At 42.6% G+C, this 23854-nt stretch carries 21 protein-coding genes and 2 pseudogenes; 13 read left to right on the forward strand and 10 right to left on the reverse strand.

Translation table 11 applies throughout. The features are described 5' to 3' along the window. The first annotated feature begins 7 nt into the window (after positions 1-7). From ACFVRY_RS28305 to ACFVRY_RS28325, 5 genes are all read left to right on the forward strand, one after another. Positions 8-691 carry a response regulator transcription factor gene (locus ACFVRY_RS28305; protein WP_387503591.1) on the forward strand — a complete coding sequence of 228 codons (684 nt, stop codon included), beginning with the start codon at positions 8-10 and terminating at the stop codon, positions 689-691. After that, positions 692-1693 (forward strand): sensor histidine kinase, encoded by a 1002-nt coding sequence (locus ACFVRY_RS28310; RefSeq protein WP_387503592.1) that lies wholly within the window; start codon positions 692-694, stop codon positions 1691-1693. 292 nt (positions 1694-1985) lie between these two features. Then, positions 1986-2732, forward strand: coding sequence for a VanZ family protein (locus tag ACFVRY_RS28315; RefSeq protein WP_387503593.1), 747 nt, complete (start codon positions 1986-1988; stop codon positions 2730-2732). 24 nt (positions 2733-2756) lie between these two features. Further along, on the forward strand, positions 2757-3440 hold the full coding sequence (locus ACFVRY_RS28320) for an ABC transporter ATP-binding protein (protein WP_066377620.1): 684 nt from the start codon (positions 2757-2759) through the stop codon (positions 3438-3440). After that, positions 3437-6028, forward strand: coding sequence for an ABC transporter permease (locus tag ACFVRY_RS28325; RefSeq protein ID WP_387503594.1), 2592 nt, complete (start codon positions 3437-3439; stop codon positions 6026-6028). The genes ACFVRY_RS28320 and ACFVRY_RS28325 overlap by 4 nt, the downstream gene beginning before the upstream one ends. A gap of 113 nt (positions 6029-6141) precedes the next feature. Here ACFVRY_RS28325 and ACFVRY_RS28330 read toward each other — a convergent pair whose 3' ends face one another. From ACFVRY_RS28330 to ACFVRY_RS28345, 4 genes and pseudogenes are all read right to left on the reverse strand, one after another. Continuing rightward, on the reverse strand, positions 6142-6606 hold the full coding sequence (locus ACFVRY_RS28330; protein ID WP_387503595.1) for an HAD family hydrolase: 465 nt from the start codon (positions 6604-6606) through the stop codon (positions 6142-6144). A gap of 116 nt (positions 6607-6722) precedes the next feature. Beyond that, a pseudogene (locus ACFVRY_RS28335) lies at positions 6723-7906 on the reverse strand (MFS transporter). 149 nt (positions 7907-8055) lie between these two features. Beyond that, on the reverse strand, positions 8056-8451 hold the full coding sequence (locus tag ACFVRY_RS28340; RefSeq protein WP_387503596.1) for a MerR family transcriptional regulator: 396 nt from the start codon (positions 8449-8451) through the stop codon (positions 8056-8058). Between the two features lie 451 nt (positions 8452-8902). Further along, a complete protein-coding gene (locus tag ACFVRY_RS28345) occupies positions 8903-9424 on the reverse strand; it encodes an NAD(P)H-dependent oxidoreductase (RefSeq protein WP_387503597.1) in 522 nt (173 codons plus the stop codon). A gap of 261 nt (positions 9425-9685) precedes the next feature. Between ACFVRY_RS28345 and ACFVRY_RS28350 the strand changes: the two genes are divergently transcribed. Beyond that, positions 9686-10054: a winged helix-turn-helix transcriptional regulator gene (locus ACFVRY_RS28350; protein ID WP_387503598.1), complete on the forward strand. Its 369-nt coding sequence runs from the start codon at positions 9686-9688 to the stop codon at positions 10052-10054. Between the two features lie 190 nt (positions 10055-10244). On the opposite strand, the gene ACFVRY_RS28355 is transcribed toward ACFVRY_RS28350, so the two are convergent. Together ACFVRY_RS28355 and ACFVRY_RS28360 are read right to left on the reverse strand one after the other, a co-directional pair. Further along, positions 10245-11003 carry an SDR family NAD(P)-dependent oxidoreductase gene (locus ACFVRY_RS28355; RefSeq protein WP_387503599.1) on the reverse strand — a complete coding sequence of 253 codons (759 nt, stop codon included), beginning with the start codon at positions 11001-11003 and terminating at the stop codon, positions 10245-10247. Between the two features lie 141 nt (positions 11004-11144). After that, positions 11145-12026, reverse strand: a complete 882-nt coding sequence (locus ACFVRY_RS28360; protein WP_387503600.1) for an AraC family transcriptional regulator — start codon at positions 12024-12026, stop codon at positions 11145-11147. Between the two features lie 165 nt (positions 12027-12191). Between ACFVRY_RS28360 and ACFVRY_RS28365 the strand changes: the two genes are divergently transcribed. The 4 genes from ACFVRY_RS28365 to ACFVRY_RS28380 all read left to right on the forward strand — a co-directional run bounded on the left by ACFVRY_RS28365 (position 12192) and on the right by ACFVRY_RS28380 (position 18512). Then, a complete protein-coding gene (locus tag ACFVRY_RS28365; protein ID WP_387503601.1) occupies positions 12192-13574 on the forward strand; it encodes an MATE family efflux transporter in 1383 nt (460 codons plus the stop codon). Between the two features lie 189 nt (positions 13575-13763). Continuing rightward, a complete protein-coding gene (locus tag ACFVRY_RS28370; protein WP_387503602.1) occupies positions 13764-14252 on the forward strand; it encodes a DinB family protein in 489 nt (162 codons plus the stop codon). A gap of 183 nt (positions 14253-14435) precedes the next feature. Next, positions 14436-17003, forward strand: coding sequence for a diadenylate cyclase (locus tag ACFVRY_RS28375; protein WP_387503603.1), 2568 nt, complete (start codon positions 14436-14438; stop codon positions 17001-17003). 15 nt (positions 17004-17018) lie between these two features. Next, positions 17019-18512, forward strand: a complete 1494-nt coding sequence (locus ACFVRY_RS28380; protein ID WP_387503604.1) for an alpha/beta fold hydrolase — start codon at positions 17019-17021, stop codon at positions 18510-18512. 326 nt (positions 18513-18838) lie between these two features. Here ACFVRY_RS28380 and ACFVRY_RS28385 read toward each other — a convergent pair whose 3' ends face one another. Then, a complete protein-coding gene (locus tag ACFVRY_RS28385; protein ID WP_387503605.1) occupies positions 18839-19669 on the reverse strand; it encodes an RCC1 domain-containing protein in 831 nt (276 codons plus the stop codon). 226 nt (positions 19670-19895) lie between these two features. On the opposite strand from ACFVRY_RS28385, the gene ACFVRY_RS28390 reads away from it, so the two are divergent. Beyond that, positions 19896-20606 (forward strand): hypothetical protein, encoded by a 711-nt coding sequence (locus tag ACFVRY_RS28390; RefSeq protein WP_387503606.1) that lies wholly within the window; start codon positions 19896-19898, stop codon positions 20604-20606. Positions 20607-20617: 11 nt separating this feature from the next. Then, on the forward strand, positions 20618-21304 hold the full coding sequence (locus ACFVRY_RS28395) for a CD3324 family protein (RefSeq protein WP_387503607.1): 687 nt from the start codon (positions 20618-20620) through the stop codon (positions 21302-21304). A 44-nt stretch (positions 21305-21348) separates the two neighbouring features. Here ACFVRY_RS28395 and ACFVRY_RS28400 read toward each other — a convergent pair whose 3' ends face one another. The 3 genes and pseudogenes from ACFVRY_RS28400 to ACFVRY_RS28410 form a co-directional block, all read right to left on the reverse strand. Then, positions 21349-21630 carry a GyrI-like domain-containing protein gene (locus tag ACFVRY_RS28400; RefSeq protein WP_387503617.1) on the reverse strand — a complete coding sequence of 94 codons (282 nt, stop codon included), beginning with the start codon at positions 21628-21630 and terminating at the stop codon, positions 21349-21351. Continuing rightward, positions 21585-21734 (reverse strand): annotated as a pseudogene (locus tag ACFVRY_RS28405) (helix-turn-helix transcriptional regulator); the annotation flags it as partial. The pseudogene ACFVRY_RS28405 and the gene ACFVRY_RS28400, both read right to left, overlap by 46 nt. 170 nt (positions 21735-21904) lie before the next feature. Next, a complete protein-coding gene (locus ACFVRY_RS28410; protein WP_387503609.1) occupies positions 21905-22666 on the reverse strand; it encodes an aminoglycoside adenylyltransferase domain-containing protein in 762 nt (253 codons plus the stop codon). 201 nt (positions 22667-22867) lie between these two features. Between ACFVRY_RS28410 and ACFVRY_RS28415 the strand changes: the two genes are divergently transcribed. Next, on the forward strand, positions 22868-23497 hold the full coding sequence (locus ACFVRY_RS28415; RefSeq protein ID WP_387503610.1) for a histidine phosphatase family protein: 630 nt from the start codon (positions 22868-22870) through the stop codon (positions 23495-23497). Positions 23498-23854 lie beyond the last annotated feature (357 nt).

The raw sequence follows: 23854 nt of genomic DNA on the forward strand, positions 1-23854 counted from the left end.
TCCCTATATGAAAATTTTATTAGTCGAAGATGATAAGACGATCGCCTCAGGTCTGGAATATTCACTACAGCAGGATCATTATTCAACAGTTCTATGCCATGATGTCGCCTCAGCCAAAAAGGTACTCGAAGAAGATATCGATCTGTTTACTTTGTGCCTGTTCGATTTACAGCTTCCGGACGGAAGCGGTTATGAATTGTGCAGGATGGTGAAAGAGCGGCGGGACATTCCGGTCATTTTCCTGACGGTGATCGACGATGAGGTCAATGTTGTGATGGGGCTTGATATGGGAGCTGATGATTACATTACAAAACCGTTTCGGGTTCGTGAGCTTCTCTCCCGGATCAAGACTGTTTTGCGGAGATACCAGAAGTCGCCCCACACAGGAGCGATCATAGATATTGACAATGTCCGTATCCATACGCTGGAAGGTAAAGTGTATAAAAACGGCGCCGAGGTTTCGCTGACCGCCTTAGAATATCGCTTATTGCTGATCTTCGGCAACCACCTTGGACAGGTTCTCACAAGAAATCAGCTTCTAGAGCAAATCTGGGACGTGGCTGGCGAGTTCGTGAACGACAATACCTTAACGGTTTATATCAAAAGGCTGAGGGAAAAACTGGAGGATGATCCAGGGCAACCGGCTTTGATCAAAACAGTACGTGGTTTAGGCTATAAGGTTGGTGATTAGATGCTGCGTAATAGGGAAATTCAAATGTTATTGCTCATTATGGGCTCCATTAGCGTAACGGCAATCATTGTGTCTGCGTTCATTTCGTTTGTCACAGCAGTGTTTGTTTTTAGTCTATCCATTCTGCTTATTGCCAGTAGCTTGTTATTCACGAGATGGAGATACCGCGAGCTAGAGAAGCTGTCCATCTATTTGCGGGAGATTAGCAACGGTAACGATACGCTTGACGTTCGGGATAATCAGGAAGGTGAGCTTAGCATTCTAAAAAATGATATTTATAAGGTGACGCTTATGCTATCGGAACACCGGTCGCTCCTGCAGCTGGATAAGCTTCAGCTAACGGATGCCATATCCGATATTTCGCATCAGCTCAAAACGCCGCTTACTTCCATGACGGTAATGGCGGATTTGTTAAGCGCCCCTGACTTGCCTCCCGCCAAAAGAACAGAGTTCACCCATCATATTCGCGTTCAGCTTGAACGCATCGATTGGCTTGTTTCCTCCTTATTAAAACTATCTAAAATGGACGCGAAAACCATCCCATTCAAAAAAGATGTAATTTCGTTGAAAAAGCTTATTCAAAAGGCATTAGAGCCGGTGATGATCCCGATGGATATTAAGGGACAAAATCTTTTCATCACGGGAGATGACGAAGTCACCTTTATCGGCGATTTCAATTGGACTGTCGAAGCAGTCCTCAATATTTTGAAAAACGGTGTAGAGCACACGCAGGAAGGCGGAGCCATTTCGATCACATTTTCCGAAAATGCTTTATTTACGGAACTCATTATTGCTGACAATGGACAAGGCATTCCAAAAGAAGATTTACCTTATATTTTCAAACGTTTTTACAAAGGAAAAAATGCCAGCGAAGGGAGCATCGGTATAGGGCTTGCGATGGCTAACAGCATCATTGCCAGCCAGAACGGAGTGATCGATGTGACGAGCGATAGCGGGCAAGGCACGCAGTTTCGGATTAAATTTTATAAGCAAGTCATTTAGGGACTAAGTGACTGAATTGTCACCTTCATCGTCACCGGAAAGTCATGTTAGACAGATACAATGATATCCATCAGATAAGCGATGGAGGTAAGACAATGCAATTGCAATTGAAGCAACAACGTAAGATTCTTTTGTTCCTGACCATATCCTACTCTATTTTAGTTCTTTATTTTTTGTTTTTCGCTTTCGGTAGAGCAGGTAAGGCAGGGTACGCTACTGAGCACACCTTCATTTTTTTACCAGACAGTTTTTTAAGATGCCAAGTCTACCTGATTTTCTGCATCCAACGTTAATGGATTTTGTGGGTATTGGAAATTTCATAGCCTTCACCCCGTTTGGAATCTTAATTCCGTTGTTATACCGGACTAGCTTTGTCCGATTTATTACATTGTTCATCTTGTCCATATTCGTACTGGAGACCATTCAGGGAATAACGATGCTGGGCAGCTTCGACACGAACGACGTCATTCAGAACACAATAGGCGCAGCAGTTGGATTCAGGGCGTATAAGCTTGGATTTCGTACAACAAACGTCTGGAGGAATATAGCGGTTACAGGTATTTCCACAGTTGTCCTTATGAGCGGGATATGGGGGTGCTTTGTAGTGGTTGATAAAGTGTTCACCAAAGAAATGGGTCCTTTTATAGCTATAGATGAATTGAAAGACAGCACCGGAAATCCAGCAGCGGGAACTAAACCGTCCAGTCTCATCATTGGCGGTCACAACGTGAAACCCCAATATAATGTGTATAGTACCGAAGGAACAATGAAGGAAACGTATACGTACACGTTAGGCATTGAGGAGGAGATGTATCTTTTCATAAATTATGGCATATTTGACCAAAAGGTTAATTATGGAAGTATCAGTGTTTCCGTCGATGGGAATGAGTACCTTAGCATATCTGCAGGAGATCAAGGCCATGAGATAGGTGAGTCTGAAATGTATCTCCCGCAGGCAAATGAGCTTAGGATCACCATTGAGGGAGACGAAACGCTATGGGATGTTGGGTATAGCAAGATGAAGTATTTCTGGGAATGAGTATCAAGGAAAGGAGGGATACCTTTGGAGATTTTAAGAATGGAGCATCTTTCTAAAGTGTACGGCACAGGTGAATCTGTGGTAAAGGCGCTTGACGATGTTTCTTTCTCCGTTCAAAAAGGTGAATTCGTCGCGATCATCGGCCCGTCCGGCTCGGGGAAATCGACGCTTCTCCATATGCTGGGCGGCGTGGATCGGCCGACTAGCGGTAAAGTTTTTGTCGAGGATACGGACCTGTATGCCTTGAACGAAACACAGCTGGCCATCTTTCGGCGCAGGCAAATCGGTTTGATCTACCAGTTCTTCAACCTGATTCCTGTCCTGACGGTGGAGGAGAATATTACGCTGCCGCTCCTGCTGGATAAGCAGAAAGTAGATAAAAAGCATCTGGATAGTCTTGTCAGTACGCTAAATTTGCAGCATCGGCTTAACCATCTGCCGAATCAATTATCTGGTGGACAGCAGCAACGGGTCTCGATTGGCAGAGCAATTATTGGCAATCCTGCGATCATGCTGGCAGACGAGCCGACGGGGAATTTGGATAGCAAGAATAGCAGTGAGATCGTCGAACTTTTGAAAATGCTGAATAAAACCTATCATCAAACACTGATCGTTATTACGCATGACGAACAAATCGCCTTACAAGCCGATCGGATCATCTCGATTGAAGACGGAAGAATTGCCAAAGACGAGGTGATCCGGCGATGAATATTGTCAATACGCTCACCCTCCGGCATTTGAAGCAAAACAAGCGACGAACGCTCGTAACCATCATCGGCGTAATCATTTCAGTGGCCATGGTGACGGCAGTTGCTACATTTGTTTTTTCCTTTTCCGATTTAATGATCAGGCAGACCATTGCGGATAGTGGGGAGTGGCATGTCCAATATCAAGATGTAACCAAAGAACAACTCGCGGCGATACGCGCCGATGATGCAACCAAAACGGTTGCGGTCACAGGAGATCTTGGATATGCCTTATTAGATAGGGGGCAGGATCCCAATAAGCCGTATTTGATCATCAAGGAATATGATGCACAAGCTTTCGCGCAATTTCCAATTGGCTTAAGTAAGGGGCGTCTGCCGAAAAGTGACAAGGAAGTCGTTATTTCCGAAGCTGTTGCAACGAATGCTAAAGTGAAATACGAAATTGGTGATCACTTAACCCTTCGCGTTGGCGAACGATTCCAGCAAGGGGGCGATCATCCCCTGAATGAAAGAGATCCGCTCCGTAAGGTAAACGATACTTTGGCCGAAACGTTACAGCATATGAAGACAAAGGATTATACGGTGGTGGGGTTCATCAAGCGCCCCATGTGGGAAACGGACTGGGCTCCAGGATATACGGTTATTAGCTATCTCGATGACACGCTTACCGGAGCAAACGAAGGAGTCAATGCGGCGGTGGCCCTTCAGAAGATTAATCCGAACTTGTTCACGCATGCCGAGAATTTGGCTGAAAGAAACGGCATCGGGAGGGTCCAATTTAATAACGATTTACTTCATTATTACGGCTTGTCCAAAAACAAAGCCTCATACAGTACCATATACTCCCTATCGGTGATCCTGATAGCCGTTATTATGCTCGGCTCGGTTTCGCTTATCTATAATGCTTTCGCGATATCCGTTTCGGAACGTACCCGCCATTTAGGGATGTTCGCGAGCGTGGGGGCTACGAAAAGGCAGAAGAGAAACGCTGTGCTTTTTGAAGGGGTCGTCATTGGTGCGATCAGCATTCCCCTTGGAATTTTATGTGGTCTTGCCGGGACGGGAATTATCTTTTGGTTCATGAATGCCATGATTCAAGGCGCGTTATGGACCACTGAAAAGCTGACGCTCATCGTCACGCCGTTAACGCTTTTGATCATCTGTGTTGTCTCGATACTGACGATTTTCATTTCGACGTATCTCCCGGCGATCAAAGCATCCAAAGTATCCGCCATGGACGCCATTCGTCAAACAAGCGATTTAAAGCTCACGTTCAAAGCCGTGAATACATCGAAATTTATTCGCAAGCTCTTTGGCATTGAAGCGGAAATCGGATTGAAAAATCTAAAACGGAACAAACGAAGATATCATGCCACCGTATTTTCGCTCGTGATCAGCATTGTTTTGTTTTTGACAGTATCCTTTTTTACTGCCGGAGTGAAACAATCTCTGAATATGTCGCAAGAAGGCGTCAATTTCGATATTGGCGTATCGTATAGCAATGGAAAAAGAATAGACGATTCATTGGTACAAGCGATTGCAGCCCTGGATGGAGTAACGGAGTATAACCTGATGCATGATTTGTATAAGAACGCTTGGATTGATGAAGTGTTCATCGCCGATGAACTGAAAGAGAAGGTTAAGAAAGATAAGAGTTTGCTGCAAAACGGAAAATATCCTTACGATATTAAGATCCATGCCTTGAATGATTTCAGTCTGCAAACCTATGCCAAAGCGGTCGGCGTAGATTACGAACGGCTCACAGACCCGGAGCATCCTGCCGCGATCGTGAGGGATACGATCCATTACAATGATATGGACACAGGAAAATATGTGCAGACGAAGGCCGTATATGCGAAGGTCGGTCAAGTCATCGAATTAACGAATATCTATGAAGCAAATGTGAGAGATACGAAGCTAAACAAAGTAACCATTGCCGCATTAACGGATCAAGCCCCTATGGGGATGAACGCGATAGGTATAGGCGGGTTAGATATCATCGTTTCGGAACGGGTCTTGAATACATTGACAGCCGATGAGGATCTAATTAACGTTCACACCTCCCTCCATTTGAAAAGTACGGAACCGATGAAGACACAGCAGGAAATCGAAGAGATGCATGAGACCAATCTGAATGTCAGTAATTTATATCAATCCAGGAAAAGCGAAGAGCAACAGATTCTATTGATGTCTGTCTTTTCTTATGGTTTTATCGTATTGATCTCAGCGATTTCCATTGCGAACATTTTTAATACGATCTCCACGGGGATATTCCTTAGAAAACGAGAATTTGCGATGCTTAAATCCGTTGGCATGACGCCAAAAAGCTTTGCGAAAATGATGAACTATGAAAGTATTTTTTACGGGGGCAAGTCGCTGCTCTTCGGGCTGCCCGCCAGTTTCGTCGTGATGTATGTGATCTATGGGGCATTTGCGAATAGATTTAGCTACGGGTTCACCCTACCATGGATAAGCATTGTGTCTGTCATTGTCGCCGTATTTGTCATTGTTGGTGCCGTCATGCTATATTCCAGCGCAAAAGTAAAAAAGGAAAACATTATTGATGCGTTAAAGCAAGAGAATATATGATAGGCCACCCGACCACATTACTGAATTGCCGCACTCAATAGTCAGAATAAACAAACAGGCTAAGATAGATCTGCAGCGATCTTTATCTTAGCCTGTTCTTATTAGTTTACCGTTTAGTTTCTAAGTGTAGGAATTAGTCGATGATGTTTGATCAACAAGTCTAATCCATCAAGTATATCGGTCACGGTGATATCGCTAGACATTAACGTTACTGTTGCACAGCCTTCTTTTCCAATGACTGCAATGGACAGATCCGCTTCCCGAAACATTAGCTCATCGTTCACGCCGTTGCCCATCACAGCAACACCATGTTCAAGCTGGCTAATAAACTTTCGCTTTTCTTCCCGCTGATTATCTTTACCGATAACATGCAGCTCTACTGGTAAACCTGTGCATTCCCTAGCCGCGCTACCATTACTATCCGCAGTTAATACATGGATTTTAATGAATGGTTGTAATTCTGTAAGCTTCTCTCTAACATTCGGTAGAACCTGACCGTCTAGAGCAATTGTTCCATTAAAATCTAGAACGAGATGGGAGAGGGTAAGTTTTTCTCGCCCAGGGATAAGTACTTGCATTGTGTTGCTCCCTTCAATTTACATGTTGTAAATTGTACCACTAAAAGAATATAGAATACTATCCATATTCCACGCTAGATGAAGTGCATTTGTGATGCTTTTGATGAACATGTTCTTCAAATTTGTTTATCCGGCCTTCTCCGCTGCTGATTATTTCCAAAAAGCTTGATTTTTAACCCGATGCAGATCGATGCAAGCAACAGAAATAATACTCCACTCCAGGTAATCATTTGCGTTCCCATCTGTGATAGAAACCATCCGCCTAAGGTAGTGCCAATCGTTACACCTAAGTTTGCAAAGGAGACAAACAAGCTATTCGCAAATTCAGGCGCTTCTGAGGCTTCCGAAGTTAACCAAGTTTGACTTACAATCAGACCGCCGGTAAAAACAGCCCCCCATATCATAATTATAATAGTCATGGGAATGGAGTAACTCCCGAAATAATATATCAAAAGATAAATGGACCCCAGCACAAGGGGATAAAAAATAATGGTTCGTACCATGTTCTGCTTAAATATTTAGCGGTTTGCATATTGCCAAAGATACCGCTCGCGCCAAAAAGGATGAACATGATACTTACTAGTTTACCACTCATCCCTGTTACTACCTGGAGATATTCAGCAAAGTAGGAATAGACAGAGTATAAGGACGCCAGGATGAAACAAGCGGCGGCAATGTTAAGCCACAGTTGCGGTTTGGTCAAAACATTCAATTGTTTTCCAAAGGATAACTTACCTTCAACCGGTAGAGAGGGGATGAAAAATACAATTCCAAGTAGTGCAATTACGTTGATGGCTGAAGAAAAAAGAAATGCGGCTTCAAGTGAAAACTGATCCCCAATAAATGATGTAATCGGAACCCCTAGTACCATCCCTAAAGTTAATCCGATAAAAACTTTAGCTACCGCTATGGCACTTTGTTCTTTTGAAACAGAGCTTGCAGCGGCAGCAAATGCTACAGAGAAATAAACCGGATGAAGAAAAGCGGGTAAAAGCCGAAATATCATCAGGGCGTTATAGCTTGGAGCGAATGCGGACAAAAGATTGGAAATTGTAAAAACAGCAAGTACTCCAGCCATAATTTTTTTTCGATTGATTCCAGAAAATAAAAGAGTCATGAATGGACCAGAAATTGCAATAATCAGAGCAAACACGCTTACGAGCATACCGGCTTGTGATGTACTGACTTGGAAATCATTAGTGATGCGTGGTAAAATGCCCACTATGCCAAACTCTGTATTGGTAATGCCAAATACGCCGAGAGCAATAGCATACGTGGGAAATGATTTATTAAAACGCAAATGAGATCATCCTTTCATTACAAATATATACTAAAAACATGTGTTTAGTTGGAATTATTGCCAAAACTCTTAAGCACCAAATGAAAAACAGTAAATAACTCGTCCCAAGTGATGTTTGTGAGTTTTTAATAAGAGAAAATCGGTTCCACCTACTCGGAAGATTTATTCTTTGAATAGTAATTACTTTCCATTCCTTTATATGTCACGATTTTTTTCGCGAGTAAATCAAGATTGTTCTGGAGTTCCATTATATTCTTTTGAACTTCTTCATAGTGTTCTTCGAGAAGAATCCTCCTTGTTGTTAGAGTTGCATCACCTTGCCTCCGGAGTTCGGCGATTTCTAGCATTTTGACGATCGACATTCCAGTGGCTTTCAGACGAGTTAGAAATTCAATCCAAGTAATGTCTGCTGAAGAATAACAACGATACCCATTTTCATTGCGATCAATGGAACATAGAAGACCTATATTCTCATAATAACGAAGGGTATGAACACTAAGACCAGTAACATTTGCGACTTGTCGAATGGTTAATAACTTTTCCATGAAACAAAGTATATACCTTTGTGTAAACTCTAATGCAAGCTTTTTTTGTTGCGGGTTCTGCAACGCAAAAGGAGGCGGAAAGTCAGAAGGGGACAGGATGCGGAGATTGTGGCAATCGCAGGAATGCTTCACGATTTTTATTACTATAAGACTGGAGTACGGGACTTTCCCGGCCCCAATAAGCGCAGATGAAGTAAGACCAATATTACGTAAGGCTCAAATTTTTTACTAACGAAGAACTGTCGATCATCCTTCGATCAATCTTTTACCAAGATGATAGACACGAGAACCAGACCCGTAAGAAGAAATTATTAAAGATGCTATTGTGATGCAATTGTATTTTCAATGTTCAGCTTGAATTTCATAGCTCATAAAGAAGAAGAGGGCCGCAGGAGTTACACTGCGATCCTCTATTTTTTGTCCAGTATATGATTTTGTGTTTTAAAAACTCTTAAACGAGCGTCTCGGCAGAAGCACGGATATATTTCTCGTACCTGCGTGCCTCTAAGTTCAACTGCTCATCTGTGGTTTCCATTGAATCGTACATAATGAAAGAAGGCAAATAGATTCCGTCAACGTATTTGATGGACGCTTCCAGCGGTCTCAGGAATTCGTTAACTGTGATTTCGCGATAATCTTGTTCGCTAGCACCTACTGTGATCGCCAGGATAAACTCTTTTCCATTCAGATGGTCGCCTCCAGTTCCAAAAGCCCATCCGTATGTCAGCACGTCGTCGAACCATTTTTTAAGCAAAGGTGGTGTACTGTACCAATAAAAAGGGAACTGAAAAACAATTCGATCATACTTGAGTAATAGCTGTTGTTCCCGCACTATGTCGATGGTCCAATTTGGATACTCCCTGTACAAGTCATGGATATGAATGTTGTCGTGCGGACTCAGCTCCTGAATAAGAGCGCGGTTGGCCCGGGATTCCTCCAAGGATGGATGTGCAACAATAACCAAAATGTTCATGTGTTTTTTCCTCTCTCCTAAGTGGTATCATCAAGGCTTCTTGTACCTGACAACCACATTATTCAAGAAAACTAGAACATTGTAAAGTACGCTGTTTTTCCATACTAGGTCAGGTTTAACGTACCTTTAGACAGCACGTGGGTTCTTGGTAAGTATGATAAACCGTACTTAGTATGTTTTTTCGGTGTATTGGTTAAGCCTGAAACCTTTGATACAATAACAGCAGTTGAAGAGATTGGTCAGGAAGCGAGGAGTACATGTATGTCCGAAGATTTAAGCAAGTCTCCCATATCACAGGGAATTGTGGCGATCCTTCAAGCGATTGGAGGTAAGTGGAAGCCATTTATCTTATACATTCTGTTGAATGATGGTACCAAGCGGTTCGGAGAGCTGAGACGGATCATTCCAAGCATCACTCAAGGCATGCTGACCAACCAGCTTCGTGAGCTGGAGCAGGACGGACTCATTATCCGCCGGGTGTATCAGGAAATCCCGCCCAAAGTGGAGTACACCATTTCTGAGCACGGAAAGACTCTTCATTCGGTGCTTAACGATATGTGTGATTGGGGATTTTATCATATCGAGCATAGCAAGAATGTGAAGGAACAAGATGGGATAGTGAATAAATAAGATAACGAATTAAAGTGATAAGGCTGCCGTTAAATGAATGGTGGTCTTATTTTATATGCGTTCAATATTGGAAAACGTTAGATTTGAGGCGAAATACACCTGAACTTTAAAGTTTGCTATCGGCTATATGCAATTCGGTCCATTCGCCAAAGGATGACTAACCATTTTCCACTGCGGTTGCAAAACAAGTCTATCGCGTGTGCTCTATATAATTATAGATTGTATCTCTCAACTCAAACTCGTAAGTCAAACCATTCACAATCCCGACAACGCTATTGCTGTCATACAGGTCAAGCATGAAATGAGCCATTTCCTTTGCGGTATGGAACTTCGGCACAGTGCCGTGATATTCGAACTCCGCGACATCGAATGAGCGCTTCGCGAATTCTGTTTCTGTTGCGGCAGGTGCCAACACTTTAGCCTGCATAGGTGCGCCTTGACTTTTTAACTCATGAGACAGCCCTTCAGTAAACGCACTCACATAGAACTTGGTCGCGCAATAAGTAATGGCATTTCCCACGATTGTATAGCCGCCACCGGATGAAACATTGATTAACTGTGTTCCTTCAACATTGGAGTAGTCACGAACGAAAAGAGAGGATAGTAGAGTTAACGCTTCAATGTTCAGATGGAGCATCGCAGTTATCTTATTTAAATCTTGCTTGGCCACTGAAGCAAAATTTCCAAATCCTGCATTGTTGATCCAGGTTTCAATATGGAATCCTTGAAGGGTTTCGTAAAGCTTATATGCATTCTCAGCAACGGATAAGTCAGTCGTTACAATGACAACATCTACATCAGGATGAATACGAGCGATTTCAGACTTTAATTCCTCCAACTGCTCCTGTCTTCGGGCCGCAAGAATTAGGTTTTTTCCACGAGCTGCAAAAGCTAGAGCAGTTTCATAGCCTATACCTGAACTGGCGCCGGTAACTACAGTATATTTCATGTGATCCTCTCCCTGTTTTTTGTATGATATTGTATTGTGAACCAGCAGTAGTTTGATTATATAGGTTGAAGATTACTCTGAGTCAAATGTTTTTTTATAATCATGGGGACTCCCCTAATTAAACCCTAAGAGAAAGTACAATTACGAGAACTGCTGGCGGTACTTCCGCGGCGACATTCCTTCGATTTTGGCAAAGCTGGAACTGAAGTACGGAACATGATTGAAGCCAACCTCTTCAGCGATGCGGGCGACCGGATAATCGGTCTGCATCAGGAGGAGCTTACTTTGCTGAATCCGGTAATGCAGCAGGTATTCCATCGGCGAGCAGCCGTATTCCTTGCCCATGCACCGTGCGATGTAGACAGGATGGAAATTCAGATGCTCACCCAGCCGCTTGGCGGTAATGTCTTCGCGATAATGGGTGCGCAGGTAGGAGGCGGTCTGTTCGGCGCATGCCCGCGAGGGCGTGCTTCGTTCGCTATTCAGGGAAGCCGTCAGATGCTGAATGACTTCCTGGAACAAAAGCTGCTGACTTAGCGGTGTAGCGCTCAGATGGGCACTGGGTCCGAGCTGAATGAGCTGGTCTAGCAGACTCTGAACTATCTGCGGTTGCCGCAGTGCAGCGTATTGAGGCAGGCTGAGTGTGAACGGACGGACCTCGAATAACTGCGAGTTTTGAAGCTCACTGCCCATAGGGCTACCACCTTTTAGAGGCTCGTACTCATCCGCCGACACACTCCAGCAGCCTCCCGTATGAAAGTGCAGCCAGTAATACGTAGTCCGTTCCGAACAATCCATTGTGCCGAAATGATGATTACCCGGACGAAGGATCAGCATCTCCCCCGCCTGAACCTCAAAGCGCAACTCCTCTTCTCCCATGTATAGACAGCCGCTTTTCACGACTAACAGATCGAATACACCGATGTGGTGGCGCCCGATATGGCGGTGGCCCGCTTCGAAATAATGCAGCCCGCTTACAATATAATGCAGCATCGGAGGGACGGTGAAATGCAGAATAGTCACCCGGACAACCCCTTTCGTTCAGGTTGAAATATTGAAAGTTTTGGTTGATTATGTGTACTTAAATCTGATCGTTTTCCTCTATAATCATATACTAGCCACAGAGATAAATCGTGTCAATGTAGACAGAACATCAGGGTTGGTATACTTGCAAGGAGGGTTTGTTTTGTGAAAAAGGATAATGGAGGATTTGGGCTGTGGATGCTGGCCTGGCCTATCTTTCTGGAGATTTTTCTCCAGACTTTGCTGGGGACGGTGGATACGCTAATGGTCAGCCGGATCTCAGACGATGCAGTTGCGGTCGTCGGGATTTCGAACCAATTATTCGGTGCTTTAACTACGTTATTTACGACATTTGCCGGAGGCGCGGGTATTCTGATCGCCCAGCGGATGGGCTCGAAGAAGATCAAGGAAGCACGTACCCTGGCGATTATGGGGGTGTCAGCGAGCTTTGTTCTCGGCGTTGCTGTTAGTATCTTTCTATTGTTCTTTGCTGCTCCGATCGGAGGACTGCTCAATATTTCGGGCGATCTTCTTCCGCTCTCCAATATATATATTTCGCATGTCGGTGGCGGCTTGTTCATGGTCGGCCTGATCGCTTCACTTGGAACAGCGATTCGTAACACCGGCAATACCCGGGGTCCGATGTATACCGGGATTTTGGTCAACGTCGTTCATATTATTTTGAATTATCTATTTATTTTTGGTGTAATGGGCATGCCGAAGCTGGGACTTGCGGGGGTGGCGATCTCCACGATTATAAGCCGGGCAATCGGGCTGATCATGCTGCTTGTAATGTTCAGACGCTCATTTGAAATCAGAATCGGGCTGAAGGATTTCCTTATTTTTGACCGACGATTGTTCAAGGAAATTCTAAAGATCGGCTGGCCGCTTGGCGTTAATTCATCTTGCTGGGTGTTCTCGCAACTGATCGTCTACTCATTCCTGGCTGTACTTGGCTCAGAGGCTTTGGCTGCACGCACTTATCTGAATACGCTGGAATCCTACTGTTTCACCTTGGGTTACGCTGTCGCCTTAGCGGCACAGATTCAAATCGCCCACTTGTACGGAGGAGGAAAGACGAGGGAAGCCTACAAACTGGCCTATCGCACCCTGCTCATTGGGCTTGCAGTTGTGATGGGCAACATGCTGCTGCTCTTCCTGTTCGGACGGCAAATATTAGGGCTCTTTACCGAAGACCCGGGAATTCTTGCCCTTGGTGTGTCGCTGCTGGCAATCAATCTGATTCTCCAGCCGTCCAAAATGCTCAACATGGGCATGGGCAACGCCTTAAGTGCCATTGGCGATACCCGGTATATGATGTATACGTCAATTGCTTCTATGTCGCTGATTGGCGTTGGTTGTTCCTACGTATTCGGGATTTGGGCAGGATGGGGGTTGATTGGCATTTACTGCTGCATGATTGCCGATGAGCTGGTTAGAGGTCTGTGTGTCCTGCTGCGCTGGCGCGGTCAGAAAGTGCTGCGGAAGGCCGAAGCCGAACGGCTTCCGCTACCGGGGAATGGTGCAACAACCTCATATTCTACCTGAAAATAGAGGAGAGGGTCCGTACGCGGACGCTCTCTTTTTTTATAAAATAATGATTTAACTGTTGATTAATGTGGGGATTATTTTCTCTATAGCTATCGCTGCTCTTGCTTCTCTTCTGATTCGTATAACAGGATTCTATAGCACATTCATGGAATAGATATAGATCAATATTGCTAAGGAGTCAGATCAATGGAACACTACGTATTTTACCAATCGGCTTATGTACGGGCACAACTATTAAAGAGTGTGGAAGGACTGAACGAGGAAACGGCCTTACGCATTCCGCAGGGGTTTCGCAATCATATTCTGTGGCATTTGGGCCATATATACACCTTGAATGAGCGTTTTGCTTTCAAAAATATCGGGTTGCCGATGCATTTGCCGGATGGCTTCGTGGAATTGTTTGAGAACGGCACATCTCCGCTTACCACTCCTGCTTCTATATTACTTCCGAGTCTCGAAGAATTGAAGACGTTCTTGCAGGAGCAGCCGCAGCGCATTCAGCGCATTTTGGAAGATCGGTTGCAAGAATCCATCGTGCCACCGTATACCACATCGGGCGGGATGAAGCTAGGATCGGTAGAGGAATTTCTCAGCCTCAATCTGTACCATGAAGGCCAGCATCTGACGGCTATTAAAATGTACAAGACGCTGCTGGCGGAGACACACGTTTTTTGAGAATGCGATCATAGATGGAAAGATCATGTTGGGATTCCCTTAGTGGAGTTAATGAGTTTATAGAAGATTAAATCAGTAAAATATGTTATTGTTTTCAATGGTATATATTACAAAATGATTTTGCGTAAATGGGATGGTCTGCATGGGGATCTGGTCTAAAATCTTAAAAAGGGGCTTAATTTGTTGAAGGAATTAGAGGGCGTAAATAAGAAAATATACGAAAATTTAGAAATGATTCTGCAGAAACTTGATGATAGACTAGATTTAAAGTTATATGCTATTGTTCTTGACGCAAACAAAGATTGGAAAAAAGCAGTTCGAGTTAAAGGGGTATTGAGTAATCTTAGAGATCAGGATATTGAGATCATACAAGAAGGGCTAGACGATCCGGTGGAAGTCTTCAGGAACCTTGGTTTAACTTACGGTAACTTGGATTACGATGTAAAACAATTACTTGATAATATTGATAATATTATTTCTGATTCTAATCTCCATTCCATAGGTCAACTTTCTGATTACACTTTAAACGAGGAACAGTCTGTAATAGAAATTGATGAGGAGCGCTCATTCGGACAATATTCAAATAATGGAGCTATTTTCTATTCCAACACTTTTAACTTCGAAATAGAAGAACAACACTTTACGGTTAAATACATATTGTCTATAGAATATACAGATTTTGTAACAAGGTCTATTTTTATTGAAAGACCTCAGTTATCTTTCTTAAGAATGGTTCTGGATTATTATTTTAAGGATTTTTATGAATTTTCGAATGAAGAAGAATTATTTGTTAACGAGCATTTAGAGATTGAAACGAAGTACAAAGAGAACAATAGTCAGTTTCTTCAGCGAATGGCGCGTCTGTTTTTTGGGAAAATACAGAGCTTTATAAGAAACGAGCTTGATTTAAGCGCTGTCTCTAGCGAAGTTATTGAGTTAACAGAAACGGAGAAAAATCAGTATTATATTAACAACTTGCTTGAAAAAATTGATGGCGTCTCTACAAGAACATATGAAGGAGAGAGTCCATTTGGATGTATGCTACTTCTCAGTTCTAGTTTGTTGAATGATAACAAGCTTATTAAATATTCAATCAGGTTTCAAAACCAGCAGCCTATTTATTTAGAAGATGCCCGGCGGATTAGAAAATTGCTTGAGCTTACAAATAATGAGAGAGATTTATATTTAATTGCAGATGATACAGCCATTTATGGTGTTGGCGAAATTGATTGGGGGCAGCTGGAGAATAATCTGCTATTTAAATTGGAATTTAAAGGGTTGTCCAGATACGATCTTTCCCTTGTTACTACAGAAAAAAGAGACAATACGGATGCTCGTGTTGTAGAAGAAGTTGAATCCAAGATATTTAAAGTGACACAAAATTTAGAGATTGTACCTCATAAATTAACGGGTATTTCCTTTAAAAATCCTGGTATTGGTTCTGGGGGATTTACAACCGAGCTTTTTGAACGAGTTATGAAAGCACAGTTTAAGGAATTAGATCCTCCTATCACAGATAAGGGAATCGAAAAGCTCCGACTTATCATACAAAAATCTACTGAACAACAGAGTGGAACTATGGTTGTAATTACAGAACGCGTAACTGCCGAAAATGAATTGAAAAAATTAGGTAAACAATCCACTTTAATTCATCCTACTGAGATTAGTCCGGCATTAATAAAACACCTTACTTCCATTGATGGTGCAATTTATTTTGATATAACGGGTGCTTGTCACGCAATTGGCGTAATTTTGGATGGATTAGCACAAGAGCATTTGGGAGACGCAAGTCGAGGAGCTAGATTTCATTCAGCTCATCGATATCTTGAAAAGTTGAGAACAGCTAAAAAAGGGTGTGTCATTGCGATCATTTCAGAAGATGGGATGGTTAATCTAATTCCAGAGCAGGCAAACGAGGCCTCTGTACGTCAGTTAGTACGAATGATGATAAACTATATTACAGATAGTGATGAAATTAATGAGGAAAATCTTCAAGACTATAATACCCGTCTTTTAGAAATCGAAAGTGAAACTATCATAGATCATCACTATTTTTTTGGGATAGCAGCAGCATTTTTAAAAAAGAATTATTTCAAAAAAGCTGCAAGTTATTATGAAAAAGGCTTAAAGGTAAGTGGCCGGTTTATTTTGGAGTATAACCGTGTACTTTCATCCTCTTTAATTAGACTTGGTTTTAATGAAACTGATAAAATTATCAAGCTGCAGGCTTTTAAAGATGCCTTGGAGCAAGTGAAAATTATATTTAAAATGGCTTCTGATTCTGAAATTAACCACCATGATTATAATCATCGTGCTCTTGCCTTGCATAATATTGGACGTTGGTCAAAAGAAAAGGATAGGGCGAAATATTATAAGGATTCGTTATCTGACTTCACAAAAGCCCTAGAGATGAAAAAGGGAAATAAATCAATACTTTTTCGAAATCGTGGCTTTCTTTATGCAGAAATGGAGAATTTTCCAGCAGCCCTTGATGATTTTATAGGTTCTGAAATTGAATTATCGGATGAAGAAACTCTTAAATTAGTAGAGAGACTCATCAAACAAGATGTCTCACTATTTTTGCATGCCCTCACCTACTACTCAGAAAAGAAGAATAATAAAGAGGGTGAAAGCGAAGGCCTTGCAGAGTTGTTCGAGGAATACGGTGCTAACATAGCTGAGGATCATCCTGAAGTGGCTGCGGCTTTAGAACAGTTTGGTATTAAGCAACCGAAGCAAGAAGATGATTAATTAGAGGGGTTAAGAATGGGGATAGACAAGGCGCAACTTATAAAGACAGGGAGCAGTTCTAAAGATAGCCGGTTAGCGGTCATCTTTTTACATGGAATAGGGGGTAGCCCTTACGATACTTGGCGAAAAGATGCTCACTCTCAAACACTATTTGAATTGCTTATGCAAGAAGCATCATTAAGAGAAGTGGAATTCTATAGTTATGGTTACCGAACTAGTATAAAGCCATGGCAATATGATTTCAGGACAGTGGCAGAGTTATTATACTCGGATATTCAGGTGAATCTGCCCGGAAAGGATATTATATTTGTTGCACACAGCATGGGCGGGTTAGTAGTGCAGCAGTATATCGTAAATCGTTACGAGGCATTCGATAATACCAATCTGAGCCTTGTTAAGGGCGTTGCTTACTTGTCGGTTCCATTTCATGGTTCGGGGTTGGCTGAGCTACTTCCCAGTTGGCTGGCGAATAATCAAATAAAATCATTACGCAGAAAAAACCCGCAGCTGATTCAGCTTGAGAAAAATTGGAATAAATATGTTTATAGAGGCGGGATTGTGGCTCTCCCAGAGCATTTAAAACATGAAATTTCGCAGATCGCATTGCGCGGAGAGCGTGATCGGGTGGTGGCTAATGCATCCTCCACTCCCTTATGTTTAGGTGCAGAAGTTATTCCAGTTGATGAAGGACATTCAAGTATATGTAAGGTGGATAACAGCACCACCGTTTATAAAACAATTCGTGATTTCTTGCAGAAGCATTTAGATTCGCAGTTTATAAATGGTAACGCAACGGTGTTCCATATACATGGTTTTGACAAGCAGCAATATGAAATCCAACCACACTTCGAATTGAATTGGACTGGATATTTTGATGGATATTCAACGCCAAGGAAACTACCTTCAGTTTCTGAATGGAGTATGATGGGGAGAGAACTGGGGGAAGTGGCTGATTATTGGTCCCAGAACCAAAATTCTAAAAAAGTCCCTGTACGGATATATGCCAGTCTTTGCTTACCTGGCGGAGTTATCATTGGCAGTAGGTTTTCACATGTAAGAGGTGCAACTATCGAAGTGATACAAAGAGGACAACTATGGTCCTCCTTGCATCGTGATCCTTCATTTAAAATAAATAATAAAATTACGATAGGGAATGACATCCAGAGCAAGCGTGCTGTTGTGGTTCTTAGTGTAAGTAACGATATTGAAATAGCAGTCGGTACTCATCTGTCACAAAATAGTATTAAATACGAGCGTCTGGTTAATTTAACTCCACTTTCTGGGGCAGGTCAACAAAGTATAGAGGATGCCGGACAGGCAGTATCGTATGCAATAGAAGTTAAAAATGTAGTCGATAAATTAAAGCAGCAGGGTATTGAGAACATTGATTTATATCTGAATTGTCCTTTTGGTGTAGCTGTCTTTGTTGGACATCATTTGACGGCCGTTAGCCCTATACAAGTCTATGATTTTATGAATCCCGGATATACTCTTGCTTGTACTATATAGGTGAGTATTTTGAGAAAACTAAGGAATATGATTTATTCCAAAGGGAACCATTTTGATGAAGATGTATTTGGCTTAACGAAGAGCATTCGAAAACTAGAAAGTATGAGCGATCAGAGTGGCTGTCAATTTCTTGGCAGTCATTTGTTATTTATGATATTGGACGTGGCTATGTACATCATTGCTTTTAAGATACTGGGAATATTAAGCAACCCTCAACTTGGGCATAGTGACTTTTGAGTTAGCTGAAATGTTCTTAATAATACTGTGTTCGATTATTCTATTTATGTTGCTTGGCACCAATAATACTCCTGAAAAAAACACATGACTCATAGACGCCAACCGCTTACATCGCATTGGCCATATTCATTATCCCCCACAGCCACCACCGTGCCGTCTGATTTAAGGCCGAGCGTATGAGTGCAACCTGCCGCCACCGCGACAATATCGCACCAGCCACTTACATCACATTGGCCATATTTATTATCGCCCACAGCCATGACTGTTCCATCTGATTTAAGCCCGATGGTATGATAGCTACCTGCCGCAACCACCACAACATCATGCCAACCGCTAACATCGCATTGGTGATGCTTGTTCCGACCCACAGCCGCTACCGAGCCGTCCGCCTTAAGCCCGACGGTATGAAGGTAACCCGCCGCAACCGCCACAATATCGCGCCAGTCACTTACACTGCATTGGTTCCACTGATTATTACCTACAACCGTCACCGTTCCGTCTGATTTAAGTCCGGCAGTATGCCAGTCACCCGCCGCAACCGCCACAACATCACGCCAGTCACTAACATTGCATTGTCCTTCATTATTTCGACCCACAGCCACCACTGAGCCATCCGATTTAAGCCCGACGCTACGACGCCAACCCGCTGCAACGGCCACAATATCATGCCAATCACTAACATTGCATTGGTCATGCTTATTCCAACCCGCAGCAATTACCGAGCCGTCCGATTTAAGCCCGATTGTATGAGCATTACCGGTGTTCGTCGCCATATGAACATTACCGGCGGCAACGGCTACAATATCACGCCAATCGCTTACATCACATTGACCACATTTATTATCCCCGACAGCCGTTACCGTTCCGTCCGCTTTAAGCCCAACAGAATGACGGCGCCCCGCCGTAATTACAACGTTCATTAGTCTCACTCCATTTCCTTTTCACATGCGCGATCACGTGGCGAAGGACTTCACCCCATGAGACAAGCGTACTATGCTGTGTGAAAAGAATCCAATTCTAAAAGTATGTAAAGTTCATTTAAGATGTTCACTGCATATCTCCTAGTCCTTTCCAATGTTATGATTTTACATATCAGATGCGCAGCTGATGCTTAGGATCATTTGATCATGGAGAGGAAGATGAAAGATGAGTAAGGACCATATCATTAAATTGATGCTTTCTGAAAAGGTAAGTATGACACCGACCGGCTTTATAGCAGATCAGTTAAGCCCGGAGCAATTTGCGGAACACTACGAATTGTTTTTTGACAAGATATTTGAGATCAGTTCATCCGATATTTCGGGCATAGAGGGCTATGGGGAGTTCGATGAGGATTGCAGAACTGCATACGGAACCTGCAGGGATTATCTGATTGATAACTTTGCAGATGATCGTGAGGGGTATTGGCTGAACTGGAGAGAGATGTTCGAAACAACCGTCTTAGAGCGCGAATTCTTCGAGACTTACTTTAAGGAAATGGAGAAGCGGATTCCTTATTGTGAAGGACAACGTTATCTGGTGAATAATAATACGTTTTTTGAGAATACGATCACAGATGGAAAGACCACAGTAGGATTCCCTGACTGGAGCCGATCCGGCATTTGCGATTTCCTATTGGATTTTGCCATTATGGATTTGAATAAGCCATATTTAAGGATTCCGGAATTGTTGGCCGAGTATAGTAAGAAGAGAGGAATCGTTATCCCGGATTACAAGGAAAGATACTTATGTATGGCGTATTATAAAGGGATCGACGTATTGCGCTGGCATGCCTCGATTGATGACACGGAATCCTGTTGGTGGATTGTGAAATCGATTAGTGAATTGACAGATCGAATGGATTCTATATCTATATAGTTGGTGATAAGATGAAATATGAGAATGCCAGCGATATCCTGCCAGCAGAGCTGCTCAAAGAACTTCAGAAATATGCGGCAGGAAAGCTGCTGTACATTTCCTCCGGAGAGGAAAAGAGGGCTTGGGGCGAAACGTCAGGTTACCGGGAGACCTTGATGAGGCGCAATGTTATGATTCGTAATAAATACGTGAGCGGGATGACCGTGTCCGAGCTTGCGGATGAATACTTTTTATCCTTGGATTCCATTAAGAAAATTATCTATTCGAAAAAAAATGACCGGCATATCACGTACGCGCCCACTTTAGAATCGGCAATACAATATTCGAATGCCGGGATGCTGGAAGAATGGATTCACTGCTATCTGCTGCTTACCCGAAACGCTGCTTCTATCTTGCATGACTTCGTGGAGGAAAAACCCCGGTATTACGGTGTTGTTAAATTTCCACTGCGGCTCATTCAGCGGGATGGAGTGGAGAGTGAGGACAATAATCGAATTATCGATGATGCAAAGACTCATCCGCCTCTGCTAATTCGATATGAAGCAGGTAAATTTTATTGCATTGCACAGAAAGAGCTATTAACTATATTAAAGCAGCGGAAAATAAATGCTTACCCGACCATTATTATATTAAACGGGCATGCCGATTATAAAAGTTTTATGAAGCACTATGGAACGGTATTGTTGTTTTGCAAATAAAAAAGAGCGACACGAAGTGGGAGGCACTCGTGTTGCTCTTTTTTCTAAGAGACAGGCTTCTTAACGACAGAAATCCCAATTTCCATTTCATACATGTCATTCCCACGATCATAGGTCATTTCAAACTCGGGAGCATTCGCGTTTTCGTAATTCGAATTCGGAAACCATTCTGAAAAAATGCGCTTCCAGAGGTCGTGGATATTACTTTGCCCATCGGGATAGATGCCGGTTGAGAAAATAGCATCACACTTGGTCCAAAAATCAGGGATTTCAATGTACGGGAAATATGAAAGGATAATCGTGGAAAGGCTTTTAGCGAAACGAATTTGTCACGCGCAGACATTGGCATCACGCCATGCATTTTTTTGAACGCTCTGGAAAAGGCTTCAGGCGACTCATAACCATACTTTAAAGCGACGTCGATGACCTTCTTACCGCTTTGTTGCAGTTTTGAACGTAATCAATTTCTTCAGACAGGTGTGTTTCGATGTATTCCATTGCGTTGTTCATGCGGTCCATCCCATCCATTTAGATCCTCCTTTCAAGTTTGATTATAGGGTGCGGGAAGAAGCGGAGCCTTGCATTCCTTGCACAAAAATATCATGTTCGATCACCCGTGAGTTCCTGCTGTATTTCCAACATCATATATTCAGCAAATTCCGAAAGTTGGGATGGGGCTATATTCTTATTTGCTTTCCCCGCTGTATACTCCTCTAAATAATATTGAACAAGGTCCTGGTATTTACTTGGCAAGTTCTCAACTCCCCAGGTTCCCCCTTCTTTCTTTGAGGAGATTACGCTCTCTCTAATAAAATAAAGCACTCTACATAAATTTAACGTTACATACATCGGCTTATCCAAAATCTCATCAGATGCACATTCGATGTCGTACAGGATAGAGGCAAGATAGTATTGTCTATCAATCGGTGGATAAATTTCTGCAAGTGGCCTGCCGTATAAATTCCTGCCTCTGCAGTAGGCTACGGCTATTTGAGAGGCTAAGTCCTTATCCTCATACCCTCCACACAAGTAATGTTCGTTATTCCGATACTGCTCTCTATGAAAATCCGAGAAATGATACTCGCAGGGTGTTGGATACACAAACTCAATTAAATATTTCTCCAGAATGATGCTGCATTCAACACTATTTTCGATATCCTCATGGAGGAGTAGAAGTCTTTGTGAGATCTGTTTTGCGGAGAAGAGGGATACTGTTTCTTTTACTACAATCAATACATCAATATCGCTCTGTGAAGGGTTAAAACAACCCATGGCCAAAGAACCATGCAGATAGACCCCAACTAAATTTTCGCCTAGCTCTTCAACAAATAATGCCTGTATTCTGTCTAAAACCACTTGCACCTGTATAGCCTCCCCCTATTCTAATAATCAGTATAATTGTAGAAGATAAGTTGAGCTTGAAGTAGGCAAAAAATAAACATAACTAATATTGGTACAACAGGAAGGGTTGCGGTGTAGCCGATCTCTATTTACCGGTTTTATTGAAGGTTTTATCAATTTATGTTAAAAATGTTCTACTAACCCATAGAGAGGGGATCTGTGATGAGAAAAATCTATATTATTCAACATTGCCAGTCAGAGCATCACATCAACAATATGTTGGGCGGTTGGACCGATACACCCCTGACTGAATTAGGGGAGAGGCAGGCCGAGCGGATTGGACTGAAATTAAAGACTGAGATAGCTAGAGAAGAGTATGTTTTGTACGCTTCAGATTTAATGCGGGCCAAGCAAACGGCAGAGATTATTGGAAAGCACCTAGAATTAAATGTGATTGAAGAGGCAGGTCTGCGAGAAATCAATACTGGAGCTGCAATTGGCAAAACAAAAGAGTGGGCAAAAGCGAATAGAAACCCTATAGGGGAACGAGGCTTCCACATTGATTATCAGGAGTTTCAGAACGGGGAGACTTGGAGGGAATTTTATTTGCGCGTCTGTGATTGTATGGAACGAATCATTCATTCGGAACAGAACAATCTAATCCTAGCGACGCATGGCGGAACATTAGGCTATATCATTGCTTGGTGGACGGGCTTTAACATCGATATGTTGGAGAAAGCACACTTTAAGGCTTCGGTGGGCAGTATTTCACTTTTAAAAACCAATAGCTATCAACAACATGAACTGCATATCTTTAATGATACTTCACATTTAATCGAGCTGAAGAGTTAACTTGATGGGTCGCATTTGAAAGTAATCCCTGCCTGAGTTGAGAAGGAGTTTCTTGTAACCCCTTCCAAAGAGTAAATAGCGGCATTTTTGTACCTTAATTCGGTTGCAGATAAGAGTATTTCCTAATTAAGTGCAATTTTGTATGTTAATTCTTCCGTATTATCTGTTTCAGTGGATTTTTCAAAAATTAAGATACAAAAATGCTCTTATATTCCTACTTTGGGTGGATTGAGGCGAATTAAGGTGCGAAAATGCTCTTAGTTGGGGGACAAGGATATTTTTCGTCGTGAAGAAGTCTGTGGCATGGGCAATTGCGACCGAAAGCTTCAGACTTAACCGGGGAGACACCGAGTCTTG

The sequence above is a fragment of the Paenibacillus sp. NPDC057934 genome (assembly GCF_042887565.1).
Taxonomy (GTDB): domain Bacteria; phylum Bacillota; class Bacilli; order Paenibacillales; family Paenibacillaceae; genus Paenibacillus_AQ.